Annotated in this window: 15 protein-coding genes; 11 read left to right on the top strand and 4 right to left on the bottom strand. The window is 66.8% G+C overall.

Going from position 1 to position 14261, the window contains the following annotated elements; genetic code table 11:
- Positions 1-2: 2 nt before the first annotated feature.
- Positions 3-425 (bottom strand): hypothetical protein, encoded by a 423-nt coding sequence (locus tag NWF22_RS20570; RefSeq protein ID WP_160902628.1) that lies wholly within the window; start codon positions 423-425, stop codon positions 3-5.
- 200 nt (positions 426-625) lie between these two features.
- Positions 626-1255: a DUF3558 family protein gene (locus NWF22_RS20575; RefSeq protein ID WP_160902627.1), complete on the bottom strand. Its 630-nt coding sequence runs from the start codon at positions 1253-1255 to the stop codon at positions 626-628.
- A gap of 597 nt (positions 1256-1852) precedes the next feature.
- Between NWF22_RS20575 and NWF22_RS20580 the strand changes: the two genes are divergently transcribed.
- The 4 genes from NWF22_RS20580 (at position 1853) to dprA (ending at position 6312) form a co-directional block, all read left to right on the top strand.
- Positions 1853-3109, top strand: a complete 1257-nt coding sequence (locus NWF22_RS20580) for a hypothetical protein (protein WP_160902626.1) — start codon at positions 1853-1855, stop codon at positions 3107-3109.
- Positions 3110-3218: 109 nt separating this feature from the next.
- On the top strand, positions 3219-3656 hold the full coding sequence (locus tag NWF22_RS20585) for a YraN family protein (RefSeq protein WP_202398611.1): 438 nt from the start codon (positions 3219-3221) through the stop codon (positions 3654-3656).
- Entirely contained in the window at positions 3653-5188 is a 1536-nt protein-coding gene (locus tag NWF22_RS20590) for a YifB family Mg chelatase-like AAA ATPase (protein ID WP_160902625.1), read from the top strand. Before NWF22_RS20585 ends, NWF22_RS20590 begins: the two co-directional genes overlap by 4 nt.
- Positions 5188-6312: a DNA-processing protein DprA gene (gene dprA, locus NWF22_RS20595; RefSeq protein WP_160902624.1), complete on the top strand. Its 1125-nt coding sequence runs from the start codon at positions 5188-5190 to the stop codon at positions 6310-6312. Before NWF22_RS20590 ends, dprA begins: the two co-directional genes overlap by 1 nt.
- A 31-nt stretch (positions 6313-6343) precedes the next feature.
- On the opposite strand, the gene NWF22_RS20600 is transcribed toward dprA, so the two are convergent.
- Positions 6344-6868 carry a TetR/AcrR family transcriptional regulator gene (locus NWF22_RS20600; RefSeq protein ID WP_309249721.1) on the bottom strand — a complete coding sequence of 175 codons (525 nt, stop codon included), beginning with the start codon at positions 6866-6868 and terminating at the stop codon, positions 6344-6346.
- A 186-nt stretch (positions 6869-7054) separates the two neighbouring features.
- Here NWF22_RS20600 and NWF22_RS20605 point away from each other — a divergent pair, with 186 nt between their 5' ends.
- Together NWF22_RS20605 and NWF22_RS20610 are read left to right on the top strand one after the other, a co-directional pair.
- The gene (locus NWF22_RS20605; protein ID WP_160902622.1) at positions 7055-7918 is read left to right on the top strand and encodes a siderophore-interacting protein; all 864 of its coding nucleotides are present in this window, start codon (positions 7055-7057) and stop codon (positions 7916-7918) included.
- 86 nt (positions 7919-8004) lie between these two features.
- Complete coding sequence (locus NWF22_RS20610) at positions 8005-8970, top strand: tyrosine recombinase XerC (RefSeq protein WP_160902621.1); 966 nt, start codon at positions 8005-8007, stop codon at positions 8968-8970.
- Here the strand turns inward: NWF22_RS20610 and NWF22_RS20615 are convergent.
- Positions 8918-9523 (bottom strand): M23 family metallopeptidase, encoded by a 606-nt coding sequence (locus tag NWF22_RS20615; RefSeq protein ID WP_160902620.1) that lies wholly within the window; start codon positions 9521-9523, stop codon positions 8918-8920. The two genes, NWF22_RS20610 and NWF22_RS20615, sit on opposite strands and share 53 nt — an antisense overlap.
- A 514-nt stretch (positions 9524-10037) precedes the next feature.
- Here NWF22_RS20615 and rpsB point away from each other — a divergent pair.
- From rpsB to NWF22_RS20640, 5 genes are all read left to right on the top strand, one after another.
- Positions 10038-10856, top strand: coding sequence for a 30S ribosomal protein S2 (gene rpsB, locus NWF22_RS20620; protein ID WP_160902619.1), 819 nt, complete (start codon positions 10038-10040; stop codon positions 10854-10856).
- 89 nt (positions 10857-10945) lie between these two features.
- Positions 10946-11770 (top strand): translation elongation factor Ts, encoded by an 825-nt coding sequence (gene tsf, locus NWF22_RS20625; RefSeq protein ID WP_160902618.1) that lies wholly within the window; start codon positions 10946-10948, stop codon positions 11768-11770.
- Between the two features lie 138 nt (positions 11771-11908).
- Complete coding sequence (gene pyrH / locus NWF22_RS20630; protein ID WP_160902617.1) at positions 11909-12649, top strand: UMP kinase; 741 nt, start codon at positions 11909-11911, stop codon at positions 12647-12649.
- Positions 12650-12783: 134 nt separating this feature from the next.
- On the top strand, positions 12784-13341 hold the full coding sequence (frr, locus tag NWF22_RS20635) for a ribosome recycling factor (RefSeq protein WP_160902616.1): 558 nt from the start codon (positions 12784-12786) through the stop codon (positions 13339-13341).
- Positions 13342-13376: 35 nt separating this feature from the next.
- Entirely contained in the window at positions 13377-14249 is an 873-nt protein-coding gene (locus NWF22_RS20640) for a phosphatidate cytidylyltransferase (protein WP_160902828.1), read from the top strand.
- Positions 14250-14261 lie beyond the last annotated feature (12 nt).

The following is a 14261-nucleotide window of genomic DNA, read 5'->3' on the forward strand; positions in this document are numbered from 1 at the left end:
ATCTACTTCTTCTCTGCAAAGTTGGCCGCTGACGAGCGGTCCTGTGATTCCAGGGTTTCTGCTGCTTCTGCGCACTTCCGTGCGAGTTCCATCAGTTCGCTAATTTGCCGGTCTATCGCGCCAGCCCATCCGGCGTCACTGGCGATACTCGATCTGAGGCGGTCCCTCAGGAACCCGCCTTCCTCGCAGTCTCGCCCGAAGTAGTTTGCCGCCGCGATCTGCGACGCGGTGTTGAGGCAATCGCGAAGCTTGTCCGCCGCCACCTCCGCCGCCTTCGCCCTTGCTTCCCACATCCCCTTCTCGGAGAGCACGACGATCCCATCAACCGGCTGCCCCCAGTCGCGCTGATCCGGCGCAGGCTTGATCTCGGGCATCGCGACACAGGGTTCCAGGACATAGTCGGACGCCTTCTGTCCGCCGCTCACGGTTTCCTCCCCACGTTGGTTTGGACGCACAGACCCCCGATGTGGTTCCAAGCGTCAACGCTTGCGAGCGGTGTGGCGTGATCCGCTCGAAGTGTCTGTAGCATAGCGGTCCAGATCCGGTGGCACGGATGTCCGTGGGTCGAGTCGGGGAGTGAGTAGAGCGTTCCGGTTTCCGGCACGTCCACCTCACTCGGATCGGGTCACTCTGGGATTTTGTCGATGGTTGCCTTGGTGAGATCGATTGCGCGTTGGCAGATTTCGGTCAGTGGGGGTTTGGGGAGGGAGCCGACTGTGATTCCAGTTATGACGCCAGAACCCATCGACTGAACATACGTGAAGCAGTCGCCAGCGTTTAGTGATGCAATGCCAACGGTGCGACCCGATATCTGGCTGTCTGGAAACCATTCGAAGAAACTGTTGTCTCGACGGTATTGCTCTAGACCGCTGAAGTCGGCCACCATTTGATGGGCAGACCAGTTCCTCATCTCGGGATCAGCGAACTTCCAGGCGCACCCTCTAAGTGTTTGTCCATTAACCGTTGCTGCGTCTTTTACTGAAGCCGGATCAAGTCCTTGTGAGATCGCCGTGGACTCGGTCACTGACGTGCATGATTCGTACGTGGTGCCGTCGTTCGAACTGTTCCAGCGCTTGCCGAACTTGTTTGTAAATGGCAATGGCTTACCATTATCGTCGGTTTGTCGGATTTGAGTAGTATTGTCGCTATTATTAATTGAAGACGGGCTGTCCTCTGCGCTAGACACGTCCTGATCGGAGCAGCCAAGGGTGACAGAAATTAGCGCGCAGACGAGTATGCCGACGAGTCGCTTCACTTCCAGTTTCCCTTTTATCCGTTTGGGAAATTTTGAGTCGCCGTGGTTTGGTCGGCGTCCTGAAGCTTCGCTGCCGCCTCTCTGCACTGTTCAGCGAGGTTCTGCAGAGCATGAACCTGTTTGTCCAGACTGCCGAACCAGCCCTGGGGCTCAGCAATCGCTCGTAGCAGGCCTGCCCGCAGCTTCTTGCCCTCTTCGCAACCTTCACCGAGGTAGTTGGCTTGAGCAATGCGGGATGCAGTCTCTTGGCACGTGCGCAATCGGTCCGCCGCCTCCTCCGCCGCCTTCGCCCTTGCTTCCCACATCCCCTTCTCGGAGAGCACGCCGATCCCATCAACCGGCTGCCCCCAGTCGCGCTGATCCGGCGCAGGCTTGATTCGGGCATCGCGACACAGGGTTCCAGGACATAGTCGGACGCCTTTTGTCCGCCGCTCACGGTTTCCTCCCCACGTTGGTTTGGACGCACAGACCCCCGATGTGGTTCCAAGCGTCAACGCTTGCGAGTGGTGTGGCGTGATCCGCTCGAAGTGTCTGTAGCATAGCGGGCCAGATCCGGTGACACGGATGTCCGTGGGGCGAGTCGGGGACGGAGGGACGATGACGGGGGCGGTCGGGGGCGGCAACACCAATTGGTTTGTCGCGATTCAGCAGATCCTCTCTCGTCTGGAATCCATGGGTCCGGAATCGGCGGCCGCCGATGCGCAAGCGCTGGCTCAGGCCATCACCGGAGCAAACGAGGCGGCACAGAGCCTGTTCCGCTTTGGTGGCGACAGCCTGCAGGGCGTCGCGGCGTCATCCAGCGAAGACGCCGCCCGGCAGATCTCCAGCGAGATCGTGTCGGCGGCGGCCAAGGCCCAGCCCGGCATCGACGCGCTGGTGAATGCGCAATCTGTCCTGCTGGCCTCGCAGGCCCAGCGCGGACCGCTCATGGAACTGCAGGGCGAGCTCATGAACCCGTTGGGCGACGCGTTCGGCGCGATGACCCGGGCCGGACTGCTGATGACCGAGACCTACAACGGCCCGATGAGCTCGGCCGGTGACGGTCTTGGGCCGGCCGGTATGGTCGGCGGCGAGGGTCTGCTTGCCGGCACCGGGGGTGGCGGGTCCGGCGGCAGCAGTGGGACCAGCGCGGCGGCGCGGTCGTCCGCGGCTGCGGCCACCGACATGGGTGACTACGGCGCGCCCCCCGCCACGACGCCGACGACGCCCCCCGCCGGCGGGACCTCGGCCGAGCCGGCAACGTCAGCCGGCGCAACGGCCGGCGGCGACACCCCACTGTCCTTGGGCGAGGCCAGCAGCACCGGCGGCGGTGGGGGAGAGGGCCTCGACAGCTTGTCCCGCGGCGGCCTCGGCAGCCCCGACTCGTCGAGCAGCACGGTGTCGCCGGCGGCGATGATGATGCCCGGAAGTGCAGCGGCCGGTGCCGGTGGCGCAAAACTCGCTGGTGGCGGAGCCGGAGGCTCGTCGGCCGGTGGATCGGGGGGCTCGAGCGGAGCGAACCCCTCAGCCCTGTCGCGACGTCTGTCCGCGGCGCTGCCCGGCGCCGTCGCGCCCGCGTCTGGCACACCGCCGACGACACCGGTCGGTGCCGGTCCGAGTCGGGCGGGAGCAGCGCCGATGGGTGCGCCCCATGGCGGCGGTCGCGGCCGCGGCTCCAACGACACCGAGCACAAATCCGCTCACTATCTGCACACCACCGACAACGGCGCGGAGATCGTCGGCACCCTGCCGTTGGTCGGCCCGCCGGTGATCGGCGACTGGGCCCCACCGCAACCGGTCACACCGGCCACACCCGATGCCGCTGAGCCTGCCCGCGACGCCGACGACAACCCGGACCGCGACCTCAAGCTCTGACCCGCCGGCCCCCGCGGCCGGTTTGTCCACAGGCGTGCGGTGTCCACAAATTCACATCGCGCATCGTCGGGCGGGCTGATTCGCGGCCTGACGCGACGATGCTGTTCTCATGAGCGAGAACCCATCCCGGCCGCCCGATGCCACATCCCCGATATACTCGTCTCGGACTCGACCCAGCACCGCCGAGATCGGCCGTTGCGGTGAGGATCTGGCCGCCGACTTCGTGGTGGAACTCGGTTGGCAGGTTCTGGATCGTAACTGGCGCAACCGGTTCGGGGAGATCGACCTCATCGCCGCCGACGGCGACGAGTTGGTGGTGGTCGAGGTCAAGACACGGGCCTCACGGGTCTTCGACGACCCGGTCGCCGCGGTCACACCGCTCAAGTTCGCACGCATGCGCCGACTCGCCCGAGAATGGCTCGCCGACAACCGCGACCGCTGGTGGTCGCGCATCCGGTTCGACATCATCAGCGTGCAACTCGATCCGCGTGACCCGTTGGCACTCGACCGGGCGACGATGCGCCATCATCGGGGTGTGTTCGAATGACCGACGACCCGCGGTTGACGACCGGTCTGGGTTCGATCCAGTCGGTGGGACTCAACGCCTTCGAGGCCAATCAGATCGAGATCCAGGCCAATGTCGGTCACGGCTTGCCGAGCTTCGTGGTCAACGGAAAGGTCGACGCGTCGCTCCGGGAGGCCAAGGATCGGGTGCGCGCCGCGATCACCAACAGCGAACTGAAATTCCCCGACCTGAAGGTGACCGTGTCGCTGGCACCGGCAGATCTTCCGAAAGCCGGGTCCTCGTTCGATCTCGGTATGGCACTGGCGATCCTGGCCGCGACCGAGCAGGTCATGACAACTCGCACCACCCGGACGGTGTTTCTGGGCGAACTCGGTCTCGATGGCGGGCTCCGTACGGTGCGCGGTGTGCTGCCGGCCCTCAAACACGCTCGCGACCAGGGATTCACCCACGCGGTCGTGCCGATGCCCAACGTCGCGGAGGCCGCGCTGGTCGCCGATCTGGAGATCGGCGGTGCCCGGTGCCTCAAAGAGGTGGTGCGGTGGCTGGCCGGCGACCATGTGCTCGACACCGTGACCGAAGGTGACGCGATCCCACCGCCGACCGAACATCACGACATGTCCGACGTGGTCGGCCAGGCCGAGGCGCGCCACGCCCTCGAGATCGCCGCCGCCGGAGCACATCACGTCCTGATGACCGGCCCGCCGGGCATCGGGAAGACGATGCTCGCACGACGGCTACCGGGCATCCTGCCGCCGCTCGGATCCGAGGAATCGCTCGAGGTGACCGCCATCCACAGCATTGCCGGCACGCTGCGCGCCGGGCACCCGCTTGTCAGCGAGGCGCCGTTCATCGCGCCCCACCACACGACGTCGACGACTGCGCTGCTCGGTGGTGGTACCGGACTTGCCAGGCCCGGCGCGGTGTCCCGGGCGCATCGTGGCGTGCTGTTCCTCGACGAGTGCGCCGAGATGGGCCCCAAGGTGTTGGACGCGTTGCGCCAACCGCTCGAAGAAGGGGAGGTGCGCGTCTCCCGCCGCGACGGGGTGGCCACCTACCCGGCGCGCTTCCAACTCATCATGGCCGCGAACCCGTGTCCTTGTGCTCCGGCACACGACATCGACTGCATCTGTTCGGCGGTCGCCCGCCGGCGTTACCTCGGCAAACTGTCCGGGCCGTTGATGGATCGCGTCGACATCCGGGTGCGGATGGACCCGCCGGGCAACACCGCCCTGATGTCGGACGCCGAGGAATCCAGTGCAGCCGTCCGGGATCGCGTCACGGCGGCCCGCAATGCCGCCCTCGACCGGTGGGGTGCACACGGTTGGCTGACCAATGCCGAGGTTCCCGGTTCGGCTCTGCGGCAACGTTTCCGGCTCGAACCGTCGGCGCTGCGGCCGATCGAATTGTTCCTGAGGGACGGGCGGGTGACTGCGCGTGGCGCCGATCGGGCCATCCGCCTGGCCTGGACACTCGGTGACCTGAAAGGCCTGGCCCAGCCCGGTGAGACCGAGGTCGCCGAGGCGTTGCTCTACCGCGATCGGGGCGGCCACTGATGCCAGACGACACCGAACTACAGGCGTGGGCCTACCTCGCCCGGGTCGTCGAGCCACCGAACGCCCCGCTGCTGTCGCTGTGTGATCATCTCGGGCCGGTCGAGGCCGCCGCGGCCATCCGTGCACGATCGGTGCCGCGCGGCTACGACGACGTGCTGACCGCAACCACCGCACGAGCCGACACCGAGATGGCGGAGCAGGATCTGGAACTCGCCGCGCGGATCGGAGCCCGCCTGGTCACCCGCGACGACGCGGAGTGGCCGGCCTGGCCGTTGTTGGCGCTCGGGCAGGCCGACACCGCATCTCGCGGGGGAGAGCCGTTGGCGTTGTGGGTTCGCGGCAGCGGTCGCCTCGATGAGGCGGCGTCGACCGGCATCGCCCTGATCGGCTCACGAGCGGCGTCGCGCTACGGCGAACAGGTCACCTCCACACTGGCCGGCGGCCTGGCCGCGGACAACTGGACGGTGACCTCCGGCGGCGCCTTCGGAGTCGACGGTGCGGCGCACCGCGCGGCCCTGGCCTGCGGCGGGCAGACGATGGCCGTCATGGCCTGCGGAATCGATCGCGACTACCCCGCGGGCCATGCCCGACTGTTCGATCAGATCGCCGACACCGGGCTCGTGGTCTCCGAATACCCGCCGGGCACCACTGCTGCGAAACACCGCTTCCTCACCCGCAATCGGCTGGTCGCAGCGATGTCGAACGCGGTGGTGGTGGTCGAGGCCGGGCGCCGGTCCGGAGCCGCGAACACGGCTGCCTGGGCGCGCAAACTGGGCCGTCCGCTGGGTGCGGTGCCCGGGCCGGTCACCTCGGCCACCTCGATCGGATGTCATCGAATGATTGCCGACGGACTCGCCACACTGGTCATCGACGCCGCATCGGTGATCGCGTTGGCCGCCCCGGACGGCGGCGGCGACATCGGCCCGGGACCCACCCGGCCCACCGACGCGTTGTCGCCGGAGGCCAAGCGGGTGCACGACGCGATACCGGCGCGCGGCTCGGTCACGATCGAAGAGATCGCGTTCTCGGCAGCTCTCGACATCGCCGCTGTGCGATCGGCATTGGCGCGGATGGATGTCAGCGGCCATGTCGTCAACATCGACGGTGCCTGGCGGTTGGCGTGACGTACCACTTCTCCAGAAGCGCCGCCACCGCCTACATACGGGTGAGCATCTCCACGAAGATGCGCTTGTCGTCCTCGGTGGGGGCCTCGACGCGTTCGCCGCCCTGCATGTAGCCGATCCCGACGTAGACGAGTGCGGTGGCGCGCGCATGTGCGTCCACCGGCGAGAATCCCAACTCCAGGAAGGTGTCCTGTGCGACGTCGAATGTCGTGTGATCGAGTGCGACCACGGACGCCTCGAGCTCGGGATCGGTCTCGGCCCACGCGCGCACCGCTGCTTCCACCGATCGTCGGCGGGTGTCGCTGACCAGTTCGCCCATCCGCTGAATCCGCTCGAGTGGCGGCAACTCCTGCAGGTTGGCCAGCGTTCGACTGGCCGTCTCCTCGATCGCCCGGCAGTGATCCGACAGCGCCGACATCAGCGCTGAGATGTCGGTGAAATGCCAGTAGAAGCTACCCTTGGTGACGCCCAGCCGGTCGCACAGGCGGGAGATCTTGATGGCGCCGACGCCGTCGCTCATCAGCACCTGCATCGCTGCGTCGAGCCAATCGTCCACGGTGAGGCGGGACCCTCGTCTCGGCGACGACGATTCCGGCATGACTACCCTCGCTCGGACTGGTGGGACACAGACATTCAACGACCTGAAGCCCAAGATTAGAGCACTTCAGTCAGATGATGCGCAGGGTCCTCTTTACTTAGGTTTACCTAACGAGGCGTACTGTGGTCGCCGAGAGGAGGCTTGATGGCCAAGAATCTGAATGTGATGACCGTGCTGCGCCGCGAACAGCTGACCCCGCATATGGTGCGGTTGTACCTCGGCGGCCAGGGATTCGACGACTTCATCCCGGCGGGAGAGCAAGCGAGCTGGGACACCGACATCTACATCAAACTCGCTTTCGGTCCGGACGGTTCGCCGTACGGCGGGGGCGACTTCGACCGGAAGCTGATCCGGCTGCTCCCACCCCGTGAGCAACCCGTGTTGCGGACCTACACCGTGCGGTCGATCGATCTCGGTGCCCGCGAGATCGCCGTCGACTTCGTCGTGCACGGCGACGAGGGCATCGCCGGACCGTGGGCGGCGCGAGTCGAACCGGGCACCACCATCCGCTTCCTCGGCCCGGGCAGCGGCTACCGTCCGCGCGCCGACGCGCCCTGGCATCTGCTGGCCGCCGACGAAGCGGGTCTCCCCGCACTTGCCGCCGCACTCGAGGCCCTGCCGGCCGATGCCATCGCGAAGGTCTTCATCGAGGTCGCCGGCCCCGAGGACGAGATCGCACTGACCGCCCCGACGGGCGCCGACATCGTGTGGGTGCACCGTGGCGGGGCCGCCGGTGAGGTGTCCGACGACAAGGCCGGCGACAACGCGCCGCTGATCGACGCCGTCCGTGACGCCGACTGGCTCGACGGTGAACCGCAGGTGTTCATCCATGGCGAGGCGCAGGCGGTGATGCACAACCTCCGTGCCTACATACGCAAAGAACGTGGGGTCAGCGCCGCGAACGCCTCGATCTCCGGATATTGGCGCCGCGGCCGGACCGAAGAGGGCTTCCGCGAGTGGAAATCCGAACTCCGCGCCACCGAGGAAGCAGCCGGCGCACCCGCCTGAACCCGACGTTCGAAGTGTCGGGCACGATCCGGCAACGACCCGCGTGCCCGGTTGCACCGGACTCGCACACCCGGTTGTGTCGAACCATGACCGATCGGTCCGAGTCCCCGCAGCCGCGGTCGTCCACCACGCTGGGCGACGGACTACTCGACGACTTCACCACCCACCTGCGCTACGAGAAGGGTCTGAGCGAGCACACTGTGCGCGCCTACGTCGGTGACGCTCGTGGTCTCGTCTCGTTCGCTGGAGCGCGGGGGGTCGCGATCACCTCGATCGATCTGGCGCTGTTGCGTGCATGGCTGGCCGAACACACCCGCCGCGGAGCGGCACGGACCACGGTCGCGCGGCAGGTCTCGTCGGCGAAGACGTTCTGCGCGTGGGCTGCTCGCGAAGGTGTGGTGGCGAGCGACCCGGCCACCCGGTTGCAGGCGCCGAAGGCGCACCGGACGTTGCCCACCGTGCTCGCGCCAGACCAGGCAGCGGCGGCCCTGACCGCCGCGTCGGCCGTCACCGGCGACGCCGACGCCGACGCCGAACCAATCGACTCGGCCGTCGCGATGCGCGACACGCTCATCCTGGAATTGCTGTACGCCAGCGGTATCCGCGTCGGCGAGTTGTGCGGACTCGACATCGGTGACGTCGACACCGCTCGCAGGGTGCTGCGGGTGATCGGCAAAGGTGACAAGCAACGATCGGTGCCTTACGGCGACCCGGCGGCCCGCGCCGTACAACAGTGGCTACGCCATGGACGTTCGGTGCTCGCGGGTGCGCGATCCGGCGACGCCTTGCTGCTCGGCGTCAAAGGCGGCCGCCTCAATCAGCGCATGGCGCGGAGCGTTGTGCATCGCGCAGTGCAGGCCGCGGGGGCGCCCGACATCGGCCCGCACGGCCTGCGGCACAGCGCGGCCACGCATCTGCTCGAGGGCGGAGCCGACCTGCGCGTCGTTCAGGAACTCCTCGGCCACTCGTCGTTGGCGACCACCCAGATCTACACCCACGTCAGCGTGGAACGGTTACGGGCGGTCCATCGGCAAGCCCACCCGCGGGCCTGAGCGCACCTGCCTCGACCGGCTTGAGCCGCACCCGCACCGCACCGAGCAACGCCATCGGATTGAGGTACACCGCCGCGTGTCCGCTGCCGCGCCGCGCACCCCAGTGCAGGCACGCCACCGCCGGACACCCCGGGTGGCCCGCCACCACGACACCGATCACGGTGCCCCGACGCACCGACTGGCCTTCGCGTACCGACGCCCGCACCGGCTCGTAGGTGGTGATCATGTCGTCGGTGTGCCGGATCGAGACGACCGGACGCCCGGCGACCTCCCCGGCGAACCGGACGCGCCCGTCACCGGCCGCGCGCACCGCAACCCCCGGCGCCGCGCTCAGATCCACTCCGCGATGGCCGGGTAGCCAGCGTTGCGCCGGTGGGTCGTAGCCGCGGACCACTGCCGCCGGGGTGAGTGGTGCGACAAAGCGCGTGTCGTCGCCGAATGCAACCGCAGGCAGCAGCCACACCAGCAGGGTGACCACACAGAGTTCACCGACGGCCGCGATCAGCAGTCGCGTGGCGGGCGACCATCGGAATCGGGGCGACGTGGGTGTCATGTCTTTCAGACGCACGAGCGTCGCGGTTGGATCCACCTCTATCTGCGCGGCGCCGGCAATGACCGGTTCCGCCTACCGAGGGATCTGCGGCCGCAGATCCGGCAGGTCGTGTCCGCCGGCATCACGTCTGCGCGGACTCGAATGGATAATCCGTCCCGCACCCGTCTCCGGTGATGTCGGCGGACAACGTTCGGGGTGGCCGGCCCGGTGGCGGGTTGCCGCGACAGCGTCGATCCCTGGTTGTCGGGGCGGCGGTCCGGCCTGGGAGCGGCGCCGGATTTTGGTTTTCCGCAGGTGACCGGCGTAAACTCGCTGACGCACCTCATCGCAGATCGATGGGGTGACTTCGCGCGCCTGCGTAGCGACGCTTCGTCACCTGTGACGACGCGATCCACACCGCCGGGTGGGCGGTCCCGGGAGCGGCTCCGCTGCCATCGGGTCCACCACGGCTGCAGGCGCCAGGGTCGGCATCAACCGGTGTCGACATCAACTGCACACAAAGGATAGTGACGACATGGCTGTCGTGACCATGAAGCAGCTGCTGGACAGCGGCGCACACTTCGGGCATCAGACCCGCCGTTGGAACCCGAAGATGAAGCGGTTCATCTTCACCGACCGCAACGGCATCTACATCATCGACCTGCAGCAGACGCTGACCTACATCGACAAGGCGTACGAGTTCGTCAAGGAGACCGTCGCCCACGGTGGGACCGTGCTGTTCGTCGGCACCAAGAAGCAGGCGCAGGAATCGATCGCCGCAGAAGCGACCCGCGTCGGGATGCCGTACGTCAACCAGCGCTGGCTGGGCGGCATGCTCACCAACTTCTCGACCGTTCACAAGCGCCTGCAGCGCCTGAAGGAACTCGAGACCATGGAGCAGACCGGCGGTTTCGAAGGTCGCACCAAGAAGGAAATCCTCATGCTCACGCGTGAGAAGAACAAGCTCGAGCGCACCCTCGGTGGTATCCGAGATATGGCCAAGGTGCCTTCTGCTGTTTGGGTGGTGGACACCAACAAGGAGCACATTGCTGTCGGTGAGGCACGCAAGCTCAACATCCCGGTCATCGCGATCCTCGACACCAACTGCGATCCCGATCTCGTCGACTACCCGATCCCGGGCAACGACGACGCGATCCGCAGTGCCGCGCTGCTGACCCGCGTGGTCGCCTCCGCGGTCGCCGAGGGCGTGCAGGCCCGTGCCGGCCAGTCGTCGGACGACTCCAAGCCGGAGGCGGGCGGCGGCGAGCCGCTGGCCGAGTGGGAGCAGGAACTGCTCACCCAGGCCACCGCTCCGGCAGGTGGCGACGCCGGTTCCGCGCCGGCCGCCCAGTAACCGGTCGCATCATCTCACCCGGTCCTGATGCCGGTCGGGTTGCGACCCGACCGGCATCGACCCACTCTCTCTAAGGAGGCTCGCCAACGATGGCGAACTACACCGCAGCCGATGTGAAGCGTCTCCGTGAGCTCACCGGCTCAGGAATGCTGGACTGCAAGAACGCGCTGGCGAACAACGACGGCGACTTCGACAAGGCCGTCGAGGAACTGCGCATCAAGGGTGCCAAGGACGTCGGCAAGCGCGCCGAGCGGTCCACCGCCGAAGGCCTCGTGGCCGCCAAGGACGGCGCCCTGGTCGAGATCAACTCCGAGACCGACTTCGTCGCGAAGAACGCCGAGTTCCAGGAACTCGCCGACAAGATCGTCGCCGTCGCCGCCTCCGCGAAGGCCACCGACATCGACTCGCTGAAGGCCGCGAAACTCGACGACGGCACCGTCGACGACGCCGTGCAGGCCCTGTCGGCCAAGATCGGTGAGAAGCTCGAACTGCGTCGCGTCGCCTACTACGACGGACCGGTCGCGGTGTACCTGCACAAGCGGGCCTCCGACCTGCCGCCCGCCGTGGGTGTGCTGGTGTCCTACACCGGTGAGGGCGACGACGCGGCCGAGGCTGCGCGTGGTGCCGCCATGCAGGTCGCCGCATTGCGGGCGAAGTACGCCACGCGCGACGAGGTCCCGGCCGACATCGTGGAGAACGAGCGTCGCATCGCCGAGCAGACCGCGAAGGAAGAGGGCAAGCCGGAGCAGGCGCTGCCCAAGATCGTCGAAGGCCGCGTCAACGGCTTCTACAAGGACGTTGTGCTGCTCGACCAGCCGTCGGTGCAGGACTCGAAGAAGACCGTCAAGGCTCTGCTCGACGAAGCCGGTGTGACCGTCAACGGCTTCACCCGCTTCGAGGTCGGTCAGGCCTGATCCGATCCCGAGCCACAAGAACCCCGCATCACCGTTCGGTGATGCGGGGTTCTTGTCATGTCTGATGCACCGCATGTGGTCGATCACGTCATGCCGGGAAGTACGATGTTCAGCGAATCGAACAGTGGAGGAAGTTGGATGAGCGAAACGCCCGCCCTGCCCGAGTCCGAGCGTCACGGTTTCACCCGGGTGCTGCTCAAACTCGGCGGTGAGATGTTCGGCGGTGGCGGGGTCGGACTCGACCCGGACGTCGTGGCCACGGTCGCCGACCAGATCGCCGAAGTGGTCGCGTCGGGTGTGCAGGTGGCCGTGGTCATCGGCGGTGGCAACTTCTTCCGTGGGGCCGAACTGCAGCAACGCGGCCTCGATCGCGCCCGGTCGGACTACATGGGCATGCTCGGCACCGTGATGAATTGTCTGGCCCTGCAGGATTTCCTGGAGAAGCGCGGCGTCACCACGCGCGTGCAGACCGCGATCACCATGGGCCAGGTCGCCGAACCGTACCTGCCCTTGCGGGCGCAGCGGCACCTGGAGAAGGGCCGAGTGGTCATCTTCGGCGCCGGCATGGGTATGCCGTTCTTCTCCACCGACACCACGGCGGCACAGCGGGCGCTGGAGATCAAGGCCGAGGTGGTGTTGATGGCGAAGGGAGTCGACGGGGTCTTCGACGCGGACCCACGCACCGTGCCCGACGCGAAGATGTTCACCGAGATCACTCACCGCGAGGTGCTCGACAAGGAACTCAAGGTCGCCGATGCGACGGCGTTCAGTCTGTGTATGGACAACAAGATGCCGATCCTCGTGTTCAATCTGCTGGAGGAGGGCAACATCGCCCGTGCCGTCGCCGGTGAACGGATCGGCACCTTGGTCGCCACCTGAGCGCAGTTGCATCATGAGCGCAGTTGCATCATGACCACGATGGCCCGACGGCACAGCGCAGGCACGCTCACCGCAAGTAAACTCTCGTCACACCCACACCGCGCACATACGGACCGAGTAGATATAGGACGACGATGATCGACGATGCCCTCCTGGATGCCGAAGAGAAGATGGAGAAGGCGGTCAATGTCGCCAAGGACGACATGGGTTCGATCCGCACCGGCCGAGCCAACCCGGCGATGTTCAACAAGGTGCACATCGAGTACTACGGCGCACTGACCCCGATCACCCAGGTGGCCGGCATCAACACCCCGGAGGCGCGGCTGGTGGTGATCAAGCCCTACGAGGCGTCGACGTTGCGCGACATCGAGACCGCTATCCGCAACTCGGATCTCGGCGTGAACCCCACCAACGACGGCCATGTCATCCGGGTGGCGATCCCGCAGCTCACCGAGGATCGGCGCAGGGAACTGGTGAAGCAGGCGAAGAGCAAAGGCGAGGATGCGAAAGTCGCCATCCGCAACGTGCGCCGCAAGGCCGTCGACGAACTCAAGCGTATCCAGAAGGACGGCGAGGCCGGGGAGGACGAGGTGACGCGCGCGGAGAAAGAGCTCGACAAGACGACGGCCGGCTACGTCGCCCAGGTCGATGAACTGGTGAAGCACAAAGAGAACGAATTGCTCGAGGTGTGAGCACCGACCGCTCGCGCGCGTCGTCACCGAAACCGATGGCCGCCGAATCCGCCGAGAGCCCGGACACCCCGGACGCGCCGACGACCAAGAAGTCGCGTGCCGGGCGTGACCTCCCGGCGGCACTCGCGGTCGGGTTCTCGCTCGGGATCTCGATCATCCTGATCCTGATCTTTGCGCCCAAGATCTGGTACGGGGTGGTCGCGGTGGCGTTCGCGATCGCCACCTGGGAGGTGTTCAAACGCCTCCGCGACGGCGGCTACCAGATCGCGTTCTGGCCGCTCGTGATCGGTGGTCAGGCCATCATCTGGTCTGGCTGGCCCTGGGGTACCACCGGGGTGCTGACCGCATTCGTCGCCACCGTACTGGTGCTGATGGTGTGGATGCTGCTGGCCCAGGGCATCCATCACGCACCGGAACACTATCTCCGCAACCTGGCCGCCAGCGTGTTCGTCCTCGCCTGGCTGCCGCTGCTGGCGTCGTTCGGCGCGCAGCTCGTGGTGCAGGATGACGGTGCCGCGCGGGTGGCCACGTTGATGGTGGTGGTGGTCTGCTCCGACGTCGGCGGCTACGGGTTCGGCGTGCTGTTCGGCAAGCATCCGATGGTGCCGGCCATCAGCCCCAAGAAGAGTTGGGAAGGCCTGATCGGTTCGCTTCTGGTGGGCACCGGCGGGGCGGTCGGCTGCGGGGTGCTGCTCCTCGACACCCATTGGTGGGTCGGGATGATCCTCGGCCCGGTACTGGTCGTCTGCGCCACCCTGGGCGACCTGGTCGAATCCCAGGTCAAACGGGATCTCGGCATCAAGGACATGGGCACCTTGCTGCCCGGGCACGGCGGCATCATGGATCGCCTCGACTCGCTGCTGCCGTCCGCTTTCATCGTCTGGGCGGTCCTGACCGCGCTGCTGTGACCAGCGCCGACG

The organism is Gordonia mangrovi (assembly GCF_024734075.1).
Lineage (GTDB): Bacteria > Actinomycetota > Actinomycetes > Mycobacteriales > Mycobacteriaceae > Gordonia > Gordonia mangrovi.